At 65.7% G+C, this 14,189-nt stretch carries 14 protein-coding genes; 5 read left to right on the top strand and 9 right to left on the bottom strand.

Annotated features, from left to right (window positions below):
* Window positions 1–118: 118 nt before the first annotated feature.
* From AC1DMY_RS11115 to AC1DMY_RS11105, 3 genes are all read right to left on the bottom strand, one after another.
* Window positions 119–1,348, bottom strand: a complete 1,230-nt coding sequence (locus AC1DMY_RS11115) for a multifunctional CCA addition/repair protein (RefSeq protein ID WP_477165029.1) — start codon at window positions 1,346–1,348, stop codon at window positions 119–121.
* A gap of 148 nt (window positions 1,349–1,496) precedes the next feature.
* Entirely contained in the window at window positions 1,497–2,435 is a 939-nt protein-coding gene (locus AC1DMY_RS11110) for a complex I NDUFA9 subunit family protein (RefSeq protein WP_477165287.1), read from the bottom strand.
* A gap of 20 nt (window positions 2,436–2,455) precedes the next feature.
* Complete coding sequence (locus tag AC1DMY_RS11105) at window positions 2,456–4,528, bottom strand: transglycosylase SLT domain-containing protein (protein ID WP_477165028.1); 2,073 nt, start codon at window positions 4,526–4,528, stop codon at window positions 2,456–2,458.
* Between the two features lie 216 nt (window positions 4,529–4,744).
* Between AC1DMY_RS11105 and AC1DMY_RS11100 the strand changes: the two genes are divergently transcribed.
* Window positions 4,745–6,364 carry a glycoside hydrolase family 17 protein gene (locus AC1DMY_RS11100; RefSeq protein WP_477165027.1) on the top strand — a complete coding sequence of 540 codons (1,620 nt, stop codon included), beginning with the start codon at window positions 4,745–4,747 and terminating at the stop codon, window positions 6,362–6,364.
* Here AC1DMY_RS11100 and AC1DMY_RS11095 read toward each other — a convergent pair.
* From AC1DMY_RS11095 to AC1DMY_RS11075, 5 genes are all read right to left on the bottom strand, one after another.
* Window positions 6,263–6,712: a hypothetical protein gene (locus tag AC1DMY_RS11095; protein ID WP_477165026.1), complete on the bottom strand. Its 450-nt coding sequence runs from the start codon at window positions 6,710–6,712 to the stop codon at window positions 6,263–6,265. The genes AC1DMY_RS11100 and AC1DMY_RS11095 overlap by 102 nt on opposite strands.
* On the bottom strand, window positions 6,709–7,518 hold the full coding sequence (locus AC1DMY_RS11090; protein ID WP_477165025.1) for an endonuclease/exonuclease/phosphatase family protein: 810 nt from the start codon (window positions 7,516–7,518) through the stop codon (window positions 6,709–6,711). The genes AC1DMY_RS11095 and AC1DMY_RS11090 overlap by 4 nt, the downstream gene beginning before the upstream one ends.
* Before the next feature lie 125 nt (window positions 7,519–7,643).
* Window positions 7,644–8,300 carry a thiol:disulfide interchange protein DsbA/DsbL gene (locus AC1DMY_RS11085; RefSeq protein ID WP_477165024.1) on the bottom strand — a complete coding sequence of 219 codons (657 nt, stop codon included), beginning with the start codon at window positions 8,298–8,300 and terminating at the stop codon, window positions 7,644–7,646.
* 48 nt (window positions 8,301–8,348) lie between these two features.
* Window positions 8,349–9,215: a thiol:disulfide interchange protein DsbA/DsbL gene (locus AC1DMY_RS11080; protein ID WP_477165023.1), complete on the bottom strand. Its 867-nt coding sequence runs from the start codon at window positions 9,213–9,215 to the stop codon at window positions 8,349–8,351.
* Between the two features lie 69 nt (window positions 9,216–9,284).
* Window positions 9,285–10,079: a c-type cytochrome gene (locus tag AC1DMY_RS11075; RefSeq protein WP_477165022.1), complete on the bottom strand. Its 795-nt coding sequence runs from the start codon at window positions 10,077–10,079 to the stop codon at window positions 9,285–9,287.
* A 110-nt stretch (window positions 10,080–10,189) separates the two neighbouring features.
* On the opposite strand from AC1DMY_RS11075, the gene yihA reads away from it, so the two are divergent.
* Window positions 10,190–10,825, top strand: coding sequence for a ribosome biogenesis GTP-binding protein YihA/YsxC (gene yihA / locus AC1DMY_RS11070; RefSeq protein ID WP_477165021.1), 636 nt, complete (start codon window positions 10,190–10,192; stop codon window positions 10,823–10,825).
* 198 nt (window positions 10,826–11,023) lie between these two features.
* Here yihA and AC1DMY_RS11065 read toward each other — a convergent pair whose 3' ends face one another.
* On the bottom strand, window positions 11,024–11,518 hold the full coding sequence (locus AC1DMY_RS11065; protein ID WP_477165020.1) for a GAF domain-containing protein: 495 nt from the start codon (window positions 11,516–11,518) through the stop codon (window positions 11,024–11,026).
* Between the two features lie 122 nt (window positions 11,519–11,640).
* Between AC1DMY_RS11065 and bioD the strand changes: the two genes are divergently transcribed.
* From bioD to AC1DMY_RS11050, 3 genes are all read left to right on the top strand, one after another.
* The gene (bioD, locus tag AC1DMY_RS11060; RefSeq protein WP_477165019.1) at window positions 11,641–12,312 is read left to right on the top strand and encodes a dethiobiotin synthase; all 672 of its coding nucleotides are present in this window, start codon (window positions 11,641–11,643) and stop codon (window positions 12,310–12,312) included.
* A 51-nt stretch (window positions 12,313–12,363) separates the two neighbouring features.
* On the top strand, window positions 12,364–12,714 hold the full coding sequence (locus AC1DMY_RS11055) for a hypothetical protein (protein ID WP_477165018.1): 351 nt from the start codon (window positions 12,364–12,366) through the stop codon (window positions 12,712–12,714).
* Window positions 12,715–12,849: 135 nt separating this feature from the next.
* On the top strand, window positions 12,850–14,189 hold a 1,340-nt coding region (locus tag AC1DMY_RS11050; RefSeq protein WP_477165017.1), incomplete at its 3' end, for a M3 family metallopeptidase.

Raw genomic sequence — 14,189 nt, 5'->3', positions numbered from 1 at the left:
GGCGGGAAAGGCGACCGCGTTTATACACGGAAGCCACCGACTAGCGACAAGCGGACAGATTTATAGCGGCTTACCTTACTTGGAAGTGGCTTTCATCTGGCTTTGTTGGTGACCAGACTCAGTCCGCGCTGCGATTGAGCGCGGCAATGGCAGCCACCCGGGCCGCGGTCATGGCCTCGCCAATCGCCGGGCCCTGCAGGCCTTGCGCCACGATGGATTCCGAGCGCACTGCGGCGGCGGCGTCGCGCGCACGCTGGAGATAGCCTGCCTGCGGGTAGGCATCCTCCTGATGGCCCAGGCGACCGCGCTTGTCGGCCGCGCAAGCGGCAAGGAAGAGCGAGAGGCGTTCAGGACGACGCAGCGCATCGAGTGAGGTAAGCAGGCGCAGCACCGTCGATGGCTTCAGCTCAAAGGCGCGGTGCGCATTGAGATGCTCGCGGCACACCAGCTCGGCGAGGGTAGCGTGCTCGGTGGGCACCTTCAGGCGCGCCACCAGGCGTCGCAGGGGAGCGACACCGGCATGCTCGTGGCCGAGATGGCGCGGCAACACATCGGCGGGCGTCAATGCCTTGCCGAGGTCGTGGGTGAGTGCGCAGAAGCCCACCACATCGTTGCCGGGCGCAAGTTTCGCGGCCATGTCGAGCACCATTTCCACATGCACGCCGGTGTCGATCTCCGGATGGAACTCCGCGCGCTGCGGCACGCCGTACAACGCATCCACTTCCGGAAACAGCACGGCGAGCGCACCCGATTCGCGCAGCACACGCAGGAATGCCGATGGCTGTGCCTCGCCCAAGGCCTTGCGGGTTTCCTGCCAGACGCGTTCGGGCACCAGGTGATCGACCTCGCCATCGCGCACCATCTGCTGCATCAGCGCCATGGTTTCCGGCGCCACCGTGAAGCCCAGCGGCGCAAAGCGCGCAGCAAAACGCGCCACGCGCAGCAGGCGCACGGGATCTTCCACGAAAGCGGGCGATACATGCCGCAGCAGGCGTTCCTCGAGATCGCGGACGCCGCTGAACGGATCGACCAGCTGGCCGTCTTCGGCCTCGGCGATCGCGTTGATGGTGAGGTCGCGTCGCGCCAGATCCTCTTCCAGGGTCACCGAGGGATCGGCGTGGAAGGCGAAGCCGTGATAACCGTGCCCGGTCTTGCGCTCGGTGCGGGCCAGCGCGTATTCCTCGTTGGTCTTGGGATGCAGGAAGACCGGGAAATCCTTGCCGACGGGGCGAAAGCCCTGCTCGAGCATGTCGTCGGGACGCGCGCCGACCACCACGTGATCGTGGTCGGTCACCGGTCGGTTGAGCAGTTTGTCGCGGACGGCGCCGCCGACGAGATAGATGCGCATGCGGGGGATTCTGCCACGTGATGCGAAGCGGCCGGCTAACCGTGTGGGAGGGCTAACCTGTGGGAGCGCACCCTGTGCGCGACGGCCCAGCGGCGAGGCAAGGTCCGTCGCGCACAGGGTGCGCTCCCACAGGGACGCGATAGCTCGATTAGCGCCCCGCGGATCTCGCCAAGTCCAGCCGACGCTGGCGTGCCGGTATGTTCAACAGCACCGGCAGCCATGCCGCCAGCGGCTGCGGGGTGATGCCCAGCGCGGCATAGCCATCAACCTTGCCCACCGAATCGGTGCGCAGCGAGCGGAAGTTGTCCAGCGAGAACGGCTTGCCCGGCAGCATCTGAGCCACCTGTGCCTGCAGCCGGCCCAGGCTGTCCGGCAGCGCCATGATGGGAGTGCGCAAGCCCATGGTGTCGCGGATCATGTGCACGATCTCGCCCAGCGTCAGCACGTCCGGGCCATACAGCTCGAAGCTGCGGTCGATGCCGAGCTTGTCGTCGCCGATGCAGCGAGCCATCGCTTCGGCCACGTCACCTGCCCAGGTCGGCGCCATCTTCGACGGTGCACGCGCCAGCGGCAGCACCGGCATCTGCCGCAGCAGGCTGGCGAAACGCGCCACCAGGCCGCCATCCGCGCCAAACATCACGCTCGGCTGGTAGATGGTCCAGTCGATCGAGGAGTTGCGCACCTGCGCTTCCGCCTCGCCCTTGCTCTTCAGGTATTGCGACAAGCCCTGGCCCGCCTTGAGCGCGCTCATATGGTGCAGCCGCGACACGCCGGCCGCCTGGCACGCGCCGAGCACGCGCTGGGTCAGGTCCACGTGCGCGCGCTGGAAGGTCTGCTCACCGAACGCATTGAGGATGCCGACCAGGTTGATCACCGCATCGGCGCCTTCGAACTGCCGGCGCAGCGCGTTGGCGTCATACACGTCCACGCTGTGGATGCTCACGCCGGGAAGCACACCCAGTGCGCGCCGCTGTTCGCGATTGCGCGAGAGCAGCACGATGCGATGGCCGTCCCTGATCAGGCGCGGCAGCAGATGCGAGCCGACGAAGCCGCTGCCGCCAAGCACGACCAGTTGTTTGGATTTCAGTGTCACTCAGTGTCTCCGCCTCAATGCGTACTGCTGGCTGCAGCCGGTGCTGCCATGCTGCTGGCGGGGGCAGCTGAACCTGCCTCCGCAGGCGTCGGTGGTACCACCACCGGACAGGTCACCAGCTTACGCTCACTGCGGGCATCCGGCAGGGTGTAGGTCTGGCCGATCGGCGTGAGCCGCTGCGACAGCGTGACGGCCTTGCCATGCTGGCGCCAGTCGTAGATCACCGCGAAGGACATCACGCGCGCCACGTATTCGCGCGTCTCCTTGAACGGAATGGTGGCGATGAACAGGTCCGGCGGCAGCGAATTGCGCGCCTCCAACCATTGATCCACCTTGCCCGGTCCGGCGTTGTACGCCGCGCTGGCGAGCCACGGTGCGCCATTGAAGCGCGCCGCCATCTGCGCGAGATAGCGCGTGCCCAGGATGATGTTGGTGATGGGGTCGTACAGCGAATCCCCGCCGGTCCAGGTGACGCCGTTGCGCTTGGCGACCAGCGCGGCAGTCGAAGGCAGCAACTGCATCAGGCCGCGTGCATCGGCACCGGAGCGCGCATCGGCCATCCAGGCGCTTTCCGCGCGAAGAATGGCGTACGCCCACGACGGATCGATGCCAGCCTCTTCGGCCTGCGGCACCAGCCCGTCCTGGCTGGCCAGCGGGAAGCGCTGCTCGTAGTAGCGCAGCGCATCGCCCGTGTTGAAGGTGAACACCGCGCGGTCGTACCAGCCGCGACGATAGGCGAGATCGACCGCCTGCTTCAGCGTGTCCGCATCGGCGCCGTCGAGCGCCTGCGTCCATTCGCGACGCGCCTGCTTGGGCAGGCCGACGGCATAGAGTTCGAAGGCGCGCAGCAAACCCTGGTTGGCAAGCAAGGCGCGCTCCCGCTGCGCGTTGCCTTTCAGTTCGATCTGGCAGATGCCGTACGGCGCCTTGATGCGATCAGCAGCAAGGAAGCCGAAGAACGTCGGCTCCTGCGCCAGGCTGGTGAGTATCTGCTGCGACTCGGTGCTGCGATTGGTGGCGGCCAGTGCGCGTGCGCGGAACCAGCGCCATTCGCCGTCCTGCTGTTGCGCGGCCGGCATCGCATCGATGGCGGCGAGCGCGGCGTTCCAGTCCTGCTGCGCCAGGGCGGCGCGCACGCGCCATTCGCGGCTGGTGTCGGTCTGCACGGATGCCGGCAGCGCGATCAGGCGCGACAGTGCATCGGCGTCGTAGTCGGTGGCGTGGAACAAGGCCAGCGCATACATCACGCGATTGCGCTGCTCGGGAGTGAAGGCGAAATGGCTCTGCAGTTTCTGCCAGGCGATGTCGGCAGTGACCGATTGGCGCCGCGCCAGACGTTCCAGCGCGAGCGTGGCAGCCTGCCGGTTGCGCGATGTATCGGGCCACTGATTGGCTGCCACCACGGCAGCCCCGGGATCGCTGAGTGCGGAGGCGATGCGTCGTGCGGCATCGGCCTGGTCCGCCGGCAGCCAGCCGGCGATGGCGTTGATGGTGCCCGGCTGCACGGCATCGGCAGCGCGGTCGATGCGATCCCACAGGCGTGGTTCGGTGAGCAGGCCCTGGTCGTGCGCGGCGCTCAGCACGGGATCGCAGGCGCTTGGCAGTTTGGGCTTGCTCCACAGCGAAGCGAGGTCGCGATCGAAATCGAGCTGCGCACCCTTGCTCAGCTGCGCCTGCAAGGCGTTGCAGGTGAGTGCATCGCCGAGGCCCGGCTGGTACATCGCAAGAAAGGTGTCCCAATCCTGCCGGCGTGCCAGTTCGGTGAGGAAGTCACGGCGCAAGTCGGCGGCAGGCAGCAGGCCGGGATAGCGCTTGAGGTAATCCTCGACCTGAGGGCGCTGGATCTGGCGGATATCGTGCGTGATCGAGGTCGCTTCCAGATAGGGATAGAGCGGATAGTCCTGCAGTGCGCTGGCCGCCGTGCGCCAGCCATCGCCGCCCTGTTGGGCTGCGGCGTACGCCTGCTTGAACGCGGTGCGTTGTGCTTCCGAGGGCTCGGCGGCCGAGGCCGTGCCGACCAGCCACAGGCCGGCCACCAGGATGAGCAGGCGGCGGGCAAGTTGCCGCGGTGCTGCGTGCAGGGACATGACGACTCCTTTGCCAAGACCGACGCAGTGATGGTCGCGGTTCCGCAGGGGCGGCGCGCTGCGCGGGACTGCGCAGAATGGCCAATCCCCGCTGAGCGTGACGTGAAACCGGGGAGCGCGGCCCCGCCTCGCACATGGCGGGGGCGCAGCGCCTGTTAGAATTCGCCACCCACGAGGCGCCGCACCCGGCGCTTGAGCCACGCTCTTAGGAAGCGCATGTCGCCATCGCCCTCGCCGTCATCCCGTGTTGCCCCGCTGGCATGGTTGATCCTCGTCGTGGCCACGCTGTCAGGTGCAGCGTGGTGGTGGCAGATCGGACGCCCGGTGGCATTGCCGGACGCACCGACGGCGCGCATCGCCTGCGTGTCCTATGCACCGTTCCGCATGCCGGGCGAGACGCCGCTCGATCCGCATGCGTTTGTCAGCCCGGAGCGCATCGATGCGGATCTGAAGGCGTTGTCCGAGCGCTTCGATTGCGTGCGTACCTATTCGCAGGGCTTTGGCTTGAACGCCGTGCCTGCGATCGCCCAGAAATACGGCATGAAAGTGCTGATGGGCATCTGGCTGGGCCGCGACCTCGCGCTCAACGATCGCGAAGTGACGATGGGCATCGCCACTGCCAAGGCGTATCCGCAAGTGATCCGCGGCGTGATCGTCGGCAACGAAGTGCTGCTGCGCGGCGAACAATCGCCCGAAGCGATCGCCGCCTACATCACGCGCGTGCACACCGCACTGCAAGACGTGCACGTGCCAGTCACCTATGCCGATGTGTGGGAGTTCTGGCTGCGCTATCCGCAGATGGCCAACGTCGTCGACTACATCACCATCCATATTCTCCCGTACTGGGAAGACGAACCGGTGCCGCCGCAGGATGCGCTCAAGCACGTCGCGGACGTCTATGCGCAGATGAAGGCGCGCTTCTCCGGTCGTGCCGTGATGATCGGCGAGACCGGCTGGCCGAGTCAGGGTCGTCCGCGCCGCGAAGCGAGTGCGAGCCTGGTGAACGAGGCTCGTTATCTGCGCGAATTCCTGCTTTATGCCGGCAGCGTGGACATGCCGTACAACGTGATCGAAGCGTTCGACCAGCCGTGGAAGCGCGATCAGGAAGGCACCGTCGGCGGCTATTGGGGCATCTTCGATGTCAATGCGCGGCCCAAGTTCAGCATGCAGGGGCCGGTGGTCGAGGAGCCCAACTGGATCGCCGGCTGGATTGCCGGTGTGGCTGGCGCCGTGTTGTTTTTGCTGGCCGGCATCTGGCGTCGAGGCTTGGCCAATACACGCAGTCGCATCGCGCTGATCCTCGCGGGCTTCGCCACGGCAACGTCGATCGCGTGGCAGGCCCGGCGCATGCTGTTCGATTGCCGCAATCAGCTGGAATGGGTGTTTTCCGGCCTGCTTTGCGCGCTGGCCTTGCTTTCGGCCATCTATCTGGCGCGCCGAATCGCCGCGCGGCTGGCGGGCGCTGCCATCCAGTTGCCGGATCGCCGCGTGCGTTTCCTGTGGATGTTTGGCCTCGCGTTCTACGACCTGTTGCTGGTCTTCGACGGACGCTATCGCGATTTCCCGCTGGGCCTGTTCTGGCCGCCGGCGGTGGGCTTCATGATCGCGGCGCTGATGGAGTCGGTCGACAACTGCGTGGTGCCGATCATCGAGGAGCGCTTCATGGCGTGCCTGCTGCCGCTGCTCGCTGCGGTAGTGGTGGCGCAGGAGATCGGGCTCAACCCGTCGACCTGGCTATGGCTGGCCGTGAACTTCGCAACCGCTGGTGCCGTGATGATCGAGTGGCGTCGCGCCGCCCGACTGCAGACGCACCAGCCGCAGGCAACCTACCAGTAGCGCGAACGCACCCGGCGCAAAACAGTAGAGCACCACGGCGACCACACCGGTCGCCGCGGAAAGCCACGCCGCGAACGGGTGCTTCCAGACCAGTGCGAGCACGGCGGCCGCCAGCGCCACCCAACCGTAGATGCCCATCTGATAGCTGTAACTGGCCGACATGTGCAGCGGCGCCAGTACAAAGCCCATCACCGCGGCATGGCGCGCATCGCAGGTCAGCGAACGCGCGGTGTCGCACAGGTGCGCGACGTCGACCGATTCGACCAGGCCATAACGCAGCGCATACGCGATCGCGCCAAGCAGGATCAGCGTCAGCCAGGGCAGGGTCAGCAGTACAGCGCGTTTCATCGACGAGTCCGGTGCGGGCGTGGAGCAATATGGATGGGCAAGCGGATCTCGGCCGCGATCGGCAGATGATCGGAGAACGCCTGCGGCAAAGCCCACACCTTGTCGAGGTGGATTTTCTCGGAGGTGAGGATGTGATCGAGCGCGCGACGCGGCTTCCAGCTGGGAAATGTCAGCGTCGATTGATCGGGCGGCACCAGGCTGGATTTGGCGAACAGGTGCTTCATCTCCGCGCTGCGCACTTCGGTATTGAGATCGCCCATCAGCACGGCATGCGGAAAATCCTGCAGCACTTCGGCAATGAAGCCCAGCTGCTTCGCCCGCGCCGGCGCGCTGAGCGAGAGGTGCGCGATCATCACGGCAAGCGCATCGGGGCCATCGCCAAAGCGCGCAAGCAGGGCGCCGCGGCCGGGAATGCGGCTGGGCAGCGGATAGTCGAGCACGCTGCTGGGTTCGAGCCGGCTGATCAACCCGTTCGCCGAATGCGCCAGTCGCGCCATCGGGCGATTGGGCTGATGACTCCAGAACGGCATGCCGGCGGCTTCGGCCAGATAACGCGTCTGATTGAGAAAGCCCGAGCGCAGGCTGCCGGCGTCGGCCTCTTGCAGGCCGATCACGTCGAACTGCGGCAGCACTTCGGCGAGGCGGTCGAGGTTGTCCAGTTTGCTGCGCCCGGGCAGCACGGCATTGATGCTGCGCGTCACGTACTCGCTGTAACGCTGCACGCTGGCGCCTGCCAGGATATTGCAGCTCAGCAGGCGCAGACGGCGTTCGGTGGCCGGGGCGGGAGTGGGTTCGGCGCGCTTCATCGGGCGGAAAGGGTAGTCGCAAAAGGGTGATCGCCGCCATCGTGGCGGCGATCAGACTGGAGACAGACCCTGAGCATGCCCGGTTGGTTGTGAACGCGGGGAAAGTCCCGCGTCTCCGATGGGGCTTACTTGGCGCCGTTGAGCTCGCGCTTGGCCAGCCACTGGGCGACGGCGGACAGCTGGTCCAGGGTCTTCACGTTGGCGGTGCGGTACTTGCCATCGATGACGAGGGTCGGCGTGCCGTCCACCTGCCACTGCCTCACCAGCTCAGCATCCTTGCGGATCTGCTGGGTCACCTCGTCGGAGCTGGCGATGCGCATGAACTCGTCACGCTTCGCACCGTGCATGGCGTAGAAATCGGCCAGCTCATCGAGGTTGGAGATCGGGTAGTGCTCGTCGAACTTGGCCTTGAACAGCGCCAGGTGCGTCTGCTCGAGCACGCCGAGCTTCTTGGCGGCGTAGTAGGCACGGGCAAACGGCAGCCATTCGTCGCTGAACACGGCCGGCATCAGCTTGAACGTCACACCGGCCGGCAGCTGCTTGCGCATCTGCTCGGCGATCGGTGCGAAATGCGCGCAGTGGATGCAGCCGTAGGAGAACACCTCGACCACTTCGACCTTGCCTTCATTGCTGAGGCGGTGTGCCGGCGCCGGCAGCGTCACGTACTCGGTGCCGTCGGTATAAGGCGCGGCATCGCTGGAGCCGGTGGCGGTGCACGCCGTGGCCAGCAACAGGCCGGCGATCAGGCTGAAGGCGCGCAGAGAGGCAAATCGCTTGAACATGGAGTGGTTCTCTTGGAGTGGCGTTGGATAGGTGTCGATGCGGGCGGCTTACTTGCCGGCTGCTTCCTTGGACACCAGCCACTTGGCGAGTTCCACCGCCTGCTCGTAACCGCCGGCCGAACGCGCGGTGAAGCGGTACTTGCCGTTGACCACGATGGTCGGCGTTTCTTCCACGCCGTAGGCCTTGAGCATTTCGTCGGCGCGCTTGACCTTGGTGTTGATGGCAAACGAGTTGGCGACGGCGGCAAATTCTTTCGGATCGGCGCCGAACTTCGCATAGACCTTGGCGGCGTCGTCGATGGTGGGCAGCGCCGAAGCGGGCTTGAGACCGGCGCCCTGCATGGCGCTCAGCTCCTGCGACTTCCACACGGCGTCGTACATCGCGTCATTGGCCTTGTCGGCCACGCCCATGGCCTGCGCGGTGAGAAAGGCGCGCTGCAGCATCGGCCAGTTTTCCTGCGGCATGAAAGACGCCGGCAGATAAGCGACGGCGGCGTCGGCAGGCAGCTCCTGCACCAGCTTGTTCATGGTCGGGTGGAACTGATTGCACGCCGGGCAACCGTAGGAGAACACCTCGGTCACTTCGATCTTGTCGGTGTTGCTGACCTTGGCCTGCGCCGGTTCGATGCGGAAGTAGTGCTTGCCCTCAACCCACTTGCCATCGTCCACGAACGGCGTCGCCGGTGCGGCGGGCGCTGCCGGAGCCTGCGCGGTGGTGCTGGCAGCCGCCGGTGCGGCGGCAGTGCTGGCGGCGGCCGGAGCCGCGGCGGTTGCTGCGGCGGCAGGCTGGGCGGCGGGCGCGGTAGCTGCCGGAGCCGGGGTCGGCTGCGGTGCCTGGCTGGCGTTGTCGTTGTTGTTGCTGCAGGCGGCGAGCGCGAGCAGGGCGGTACACAGGAACGACAGACGCTTCAGCATGGTGATCCTCAATACAGAGTCTTGGCTCGGAACGGACACGCCGGCCCATGGCCGGCGTGTCATAGACACTTACTTGGCGGCGGAAGTGCCCGCGCCTTCGGCGGCGTGCAGGCCTTCGACATAGCTGGCGACGGCGGCGATGTCCTTGGCGTCCAGCTTGGCGGCGATGCCCGGCATGATCTGCGAGTGGGCGTCGTCACCCCACACGGTGCCGTCGTGCCAGGCCTTGAGTGTGGCTTCGATGTACTGCGCATGCTGGCTGGTGAGCTGTGGGTACATCGCGCCCGGATTGCCGCGGCCATCGATGCTGTGGCACGCCATGCAGGCCGGCACGCCCTTGGCGCTGTCGCCCTGGCGGTAGAGCTGCTCGCCGCGCTCGACCAGCGCCTGATCCGCGACACCCGGCAGCGAGGTCTTGCTGGCGAAGTAGGCGCCGATGTCGCGCATGTCCTGTTCGGACAGCGGTGCCACCATGCCCATCATGATCGGGTTCTGGCGCTTGCCGGACTTGAAGCTGTTGAGCTGATGAACGATGTACGCCTCGCTCTGGCCAGCCAGCTTGGGATACTGCGGATCGGCGGAATTGCCGTCGATGCCGTGGCAGGCGCCGCACGCGGCCGACTTGCCCTGGCCAGCGGTGGCATCGCCAGGCTTCAGGGCGGCGGTAGCCTCAGCCGGCTTGGCGGCGGCTTCAGCAGGAGCGGCGGCAGGCGCCGTGGCGGCTGCGGCGGGCTTGGCGGCGGTGGTCGCCGGCGCTGGATTCTTGGCTTCCTGCGCCAGGATTGCTCCGGAAGACAACGCAAAGACGAGGACTACGGCATAACGAACAACAGCGGGCCGAAAACCGGCAGGCCGAAAACTCATACACTTGTCTCCCGAAAAACTGCTATGGCTGCACGGTTCGCGCTGGCCAGCGCGTCCGCAACTGGCAGAAACTACCGGATTATCTCTGCGCCACCATAGCCGGTCAAACCATGTCCAATCCATTGCAAGGCGCCCAGTTCGTACTGGCTGCCCACAAAATTTCTCAGCTTCCGACCGACAGCGGCGCGGAGGTGGCGTTTGCGGGTCGCTCCAATGCCGGCAAGTCGAGCGCGCTCAATACCTTGACCGCGCATCGCGGCCTCGCGCGCACTTCCAAGACACCGGGTCGAACCCAGCAGATGGTGGCGTTTTCGCTGCCACCGCAGACCCTGGGTGAAGGCCCGGAGGCGTTGCCGGCGCGGCTAATTGACCTTCCCGGCTATGGCTACGCCAAGGTGCCTGAGGCCTTGCGCGAACACTGGAAGCTGGAAATCGATGCCTATCTGCATCAGCGCCGCAGCCTGCGCGGGGTGGTGCTGATCACCGATATTCGCCATCCGCTCAAGGACTTCGACCGGATGATGCTCGAGTTTTGCTTCGCCACCCACCTGCCTTGCCACGTGTTGCTGACCAAGGCGGACAAATTGTCGCGGAGCGCGGCGGCACAGGCGCTGATGGCGCTGCGCAAGGTGTTGTCGGCCAGCGAAACACAGGCCACGGCGCAGATTTTTTCCTCGCAGGCGCCCACGGGCGTGGAGGAAGCGCGCGACATGGTGATGACGCTGCTCAATACGCCGCGGCAGTGAGCCAGTCCTCGCTTAGAGCCATTCCATAGCTCCTGACAAACACTACCCCTCACCGTCATCCCTGTGAAAGCAGGGATCCAGCGCCTCTATACGCCATCGCAAAGGCACTGGATTCCCGTTTTCGCGGGAACGACGGAGAGGGAATTGGAACCTAGTGAGAGCTTTTGAACCGGCTCTTAGCAGGAGTGCTGCACGAACTCAGCGCTTGTCGACGGCAGCCATGAAGATCGCGCACAGCGCCTCCATGCCGGCGCGGTCCTCGTCGTCGAAGCGGGCGATGGACGGGCTGTCCACGTCCCATACGCCGAACAGGCTGCCGTCGGCGCGCACCAGCGGCACCACGATTTCCGATTGCGATGCCGCGTCGCAGGCGATATGGCCGTCGAACGCATTCACGTCCCGCACGACTTGCGTCTGGCGCGTTTGCGCCGCGGTGCCGCACACGCCGCGGCCGAGCGCGATGCGGATGCAGGCGGGCTTGCCCTGGAACGGACCGACGACCAGCTCGGTGCCGTCGTACAGATAGAACCCGCTCCAGTTGAAATCGGGCAGGCTGTGATAGATCAGCGCGGCGAAATTCGCGGCATTGGCGATCACGTCGGGCTCGCCTTCCAGCAGCCCACGGGCCTGGGCACACAGATCTTCGTATTGCTCGCGCTTGCTGGCGTAGGCCTGGGTCTTCACTTCGTACATCGATCGACTCCTGTGGCACCCGTGGATCGCGGGGATCTGTCCAGGCGGGCAGCCGTAAAGCACGTATTATGCGCCTGCAAGGCGGCACGGGAATGCCGGGCGCCACCATTCAGGGGATGGCCATGTCGACACTGTTTATTGCAGGCACCGATACGGGTGTCGGTAAAACCCATGCCACCTGCACGCTGCTGCACCTGCTGCGCAGTCGCGGCAATCAGGTCTGCGGCATGAAGCCGGTGGCCAGCGGTTGCGTGGAAACCCCGCAGGGTTTGCGCAATGACGATGCGCTCGCCCTGCAGGCGGCCAGCAGCTCGCCGATGCCTTACGAGTGGATCAATCCGGTGGCCTTGCGTGAGCCGCTGTCGCCGCATCTGGCCGCGGCGCACGAGGGCGTCGAGATCCGTCTCGCGCCGCTCTACGAAGCCTTCGAGCGCCTGCGCGGCATGCACGACGATGTGCTGGTGGAAGGTGTCGGCGGCTGGCTGGTGCCGCTGTCGCGCAGCCTGCTGGCGTCGGATATTCCGCGCCAATGGCAGCTGCCGGTGGTGCTGGTGGTGGGCCTGCGGCTGGGCTGCATCAATCACGCCCTGCTGTCCGCACGCGCAATCGCCACCGACGGCTGTCGCCTGGTGGGCTGGATCGGCAATCACATCGATCCGGACATGGATGCCGTCGACGAAAACATCGCCACCTTGCGCCACCATCTGCCGGCGCCGTGCCTGGGCATCCTGCCGCATGGCGTGGCGCCGGCTGCGGCAGCCGCTCATCTGGATCTCACGCTGGTCTTGGAATGACGTTCACACGGCGCGTGCTTGGATAGCGCGTCGACACGGCAGGAGGCAGCCATGGCCATACGCAGCCACTTCTATCTTTCGGTCGCCGACCTCGCCCATGCGCGTGGGCCGGTCGCCGCATTGAGTTACGACGGCGCCGGTCCCAACGATCTGGCTGCTGCGGTGCAGAACGCCATGCGCAGCGCCGATCTGTTCGAGCGCTGGCGTGCCATGCAGGACGAGCCGGACGACGTCGACCCGGTGCTGGGCACGGTTGACCCGCAGGCCACGGCCAGCGCGCGGGTCAGCGACCTGCATATCGATATGGATCTCATCACCGACCTGCCGATGAGCATCGTGCGGCAGCGTCTGAATTTGCTGATCGGCAACAGCTGGCAGCTACGGGACATGCGCAAGGCCTGAAACACCCGCCCCATGCTGCGGTTGCGTCATCGCAGCCGCGTACGGTCCAACGACCCAGTACTTCCAGCCCTTGGCACCCGTGCCGGGCTGTGGTTAGTCTCGGCGTCCGTTTGTATGTTTCCATGGGGAACCCCGATGCTTCGTCTTCGTACGCTTGTCATAGCCACGTCTATTGCGCTCGCCGCCTGCTCGCAGCAGTCGAACGAGCAGGCCTCGCAGCCCGCGCCCGCTCCCGCCAGCACCGCGCCGGCCAAGGCATCCACGGTCGCCGCGCCCGGCGGCGAAGTGAGTGCGGTCAATCCGTTCCTCGAGCCCAGCACGCTGCCGTTCCAGGCGCCGCCGTTCGACAAGATCAAGGACGGCGATTACAAGCCGGCCTTCGAAGAAGGCATGAAGCAGCACCTGGCGGAGATCGAAAAGATCGCCGACAACACGGATGCGCCGACCTTCGAGAACACCTTCATCCCGATGGAAAAGTCGGGCCAGCTGATGCAGCGCGTGATGCAAGCCTTCAACGCCGTCAGCGGTGCCAACACCAATGAAACCCTGCAGAAAGTGCAGGAAGAAGAAGCGCCCAAGCTCGCCGAGCACCAGGACGCCATCTTCATGAATGACAAGCTGTTCAAGCGCATCCAGACGGTCTACGACCAGCGCGACTCGCTCAAGCTCGATCCGGAATCCAAGCGCCTGGTCGAAGTGACCTATCGCAACTTCGTGCATGGCGGCGCCAAGCTGTCCGATGCCGACAAGGCCAAGCTCAAGGACCTCAACAAGGAAGAGTCCACGCTGAGCACGCAGTTCACCAACAAGCTGCTCGCCGCCACCAAGGCCGGTGCGCTGGTGGTGGACGACAAGAGCAAGCTTGACGGCCTGTCCGATGGCGACATCGGCGCCGCGGTGGAAGCGGCCAAGGCACGCAAGCTCGACGGCAAGTGGGTGCTGCCGCTGCAGAACACCACCCAGCAGCCGGCGCTGCAGAGCCTCAACGATCGCGCCACCCGCGAGCAGCTGTTCAAGAACTCCTGGGATCGCGCCGAGAAGGGCGACGCCAACGACACGCGCGACATGATCGCCCGCATCGCGCAGATCCGCGCCGAGCAGGGCAAGCTGCTGGGCTTCTCCAGCTACGCCGCGTGGAAGCTGGACGACCAGATGGCCAAGACGCCGGAAGCGGCGATCAACTTCATGGACAAGCTGGCCCCGGCCGCCACCGCGCGCGCCGAGCAGGAAGCCAAGGACATCCAGGCGGTGATCGACCAGCAGAAGGGCGGCTTCAAGGTCGAGGCATGGGACTGGAACCACTACTCCGAGCAGGTGCGCAAGGCTAAGTACGATCTGGACGAGTCGCAGATCAAGCCGTACTTCGAGCTGGACAACGTGCTGCAAAATGGCGTGTTCTACGCCGCCAACCAGCTCTACGGCCTGACCTTCAAGGAGCGCAAGGACATCCCCGTCTGGCAGCCTGACGTGCGCGT

It is taken from the genome of Dyella sp. 01L423, from assembly GCF_056399945.1.
Note: the sequence above shows the minus strand (reverse complement) of the source record. Positions and strands in the feature narration are given on the sequence as shown.